This window comes from Cellulomonas septica (assembly GCF_012396155.1).
In the GTDB taxonomy this organism is placed as follows: Bacteria; Actinomycetota; Actinomycetes; order Actinomycetales; family Cellulomonadaceae; genus Cellulomonas; species Cellulomonas septica.
The window spans coordinates 1-2,040 of the sequence record NZ_JAAXOY010000640.1 but is presented as its reverse complement, the minus strand read 5'-3'; the positions used below and the strand labels follow the sequence as shown (position 1 = coordinate 2,040).

General features: G+C 73.6%; 1 protein-coding gene and 1 pseudogene. Both read left to right on the top strand.

The window, feature by feature from the left end; genetic code table 11:
* Window positions 1-254: pseudogene (locus HGA02_RS17580) on the top strand (PadR family transcriptional regulator); the annotation flags it as partial.
* A gap of 82 nt (window positions 255-336) precedes the next feature.
* Window positions 337-2,040: MFS transporter (locus HGA02_RS17575; RefSeq protein ID WP_168680524.1), on the top strand; the 1,704-nt coding region annotated here is incomplete at its 3' end.

Genomic DNA, 2,040 nt, shown 5'->3' with positions numbered 1-2,040 from the left:
GGCGCCGCGCGCGCGAGGCCGAGCGCCTCGCCGAGCTCGAGTCCGCCTACACCCGCGTGCGTGCGCAGGGCCTGCCGCGCCGCCACCTGCTCGACGTCGAGCACGACGTCGCGCACCTGCGCCACGAGGTCGAGTGGCTCGACCGCACCGTCGCCGAGCTCGACGACTACGCCCTCGGCTGGGACGACCCGTTCCCCGCCGCCTTCCTCGAGGCCCGGCACGGCCGCCCTGCGGCGACCGCACCCAGCCGCTGACCCCGCGGGTCGGGGCACGCCACGCCCGCGACCCGCGCCGCACCCGCACCCGCACCCTGCACCGACCGTCCCCGGAGGACCCATGACCACCGAGCAGCCCCGCGCGCTCGTCGACCTGCACGGGCGCAGCCCGTGGAGCGTGCTCCCGCCGCTGTGCCTCGGCTTCTTCATGATCATGATCGACACCACGATCGTGAACATCGCCGTCCCCACCCTCGTCACCGAGCTCGACGCGTCGTTCACCGAGGTCGGCTGGGTCAACAGCGCGTACCTGCTGACGTTCGCGGTCCTGCTGCTCGTCACCGGCCGCCTCGGCGACCGGTTCGGCCCGAAGCCCGTCTTCGTCGTCGGCCTCGTCGTGTTCACGCTCGCGTCGCTGTGGTGCGGCCTGTCCGGCTCGATCGGCATGCTCATCGCCGCCCGGGCCGTGCAGGGCATCGGCGGCGCGCTCATGACCCCGCAGACGATGTCGATGATCACGCGCGTCTTCCCGCCCGCGCGCCGCGGTGCCGCGATGGGCGTCTGGGGTGCCGTCGCCGGTGTCGCGACGATCACCGGCCCGGTGCTCGGCGGCCTGCTCGTCGAGACCGTCGGCTGGGAGTGGATCTTCTACGTCAACGTCCCCGTCGGCGTCGTCGCGCTGTGGCTCGCGCTGCGGCGCCTGCCCGCGCTGCCCACGCACGCGCGCACCTTCGACGGGCTCGGCGTCGTGCTGTCCGTGCTCGGCATGTTCCTCGTCGTCTTCGGCCTGCAGGAGGGCGACACCTACGACTGGGGCACGGTCGTCGGGCCGGTGACGATCTGGGAGATCGTCGGCCTGGGCGTGCTCGTCCTCGTCGGGTTCGTGCTGTGGCAGCGGCACCTGGGCGACGACGCACTCATGCCGCTGCGCCTGTTCCACGTGCGCAACTTCTCGCTGTCCAACGTCGCCGGGTTCGCCGTGACCTTCGCGATGACCGGCATCTTCTTCCCGTTCACGATCTTCGCCCAGCTGGTCCTCGGCCTGTCGCCGCTGCACGCGGCGCTCATCGGCCTCGGCGGCTCGCTGCTGTCCGGTGTCGTCGCGCCCGTCGCCGGCCGGATGTCCGACCGCGTCCCGGCGAAGTGGATCGTCGCGACGGGCTTCGCGATCCTCGTGGTCGTCGTCGCGTGGCTCGCGGCGGTCATCCGCCCCGAGGTGCCCGTCTGGCAGCTCGTCCTGCCCATGACGGTGTTCGGCATCGGCACCGGGATGCTCTTCTCGCCGCTGGCCGCGACCGCCACGGCCGGCCTCGACCAGCGCAACGCGGGCGCCGGTGCGGGCGCGTTCAACACGAACCGCCAGATCGGCGGCGTCATCGGGTCGGCGGCCGTCGTCGCGATGCTCTCGTCGCGGCTCGGCATCGCGATCCCCGCGGCCGCGCAGGACGAGGCCGCGGCGCTGCCCGAGCAGGCGCGCCAGGCGTTCCTCGACGGCTTCTCGCGCGTCGACCCCGACCAGTTCTCGACCGGCGCGGGCGCCGCGGCCGCACCGCAGCTCCCGGACTCCGTCCCGGCGGACGTCGCGCGGCAGATCACCGACGCGGCGACGCAGGCCGTGCACGCCGGCTTCTCGACGGCCGTCGCGCAGACCCTGCTGCTCACGGTCGCCGTCCTCGCGCTCGGCCTCGTCGCGTGCCTCGCGTCACCATGCAGCCCGTCTCGGGGCTGCCGCTCATGTACGTCGACGAGCCGCGGTTCACCGGCGCCAAGTACGTCGCCAAGACGGTCTTCGACTGGGTCGCCGCGGCGGCGCTCGTCGTCGTCC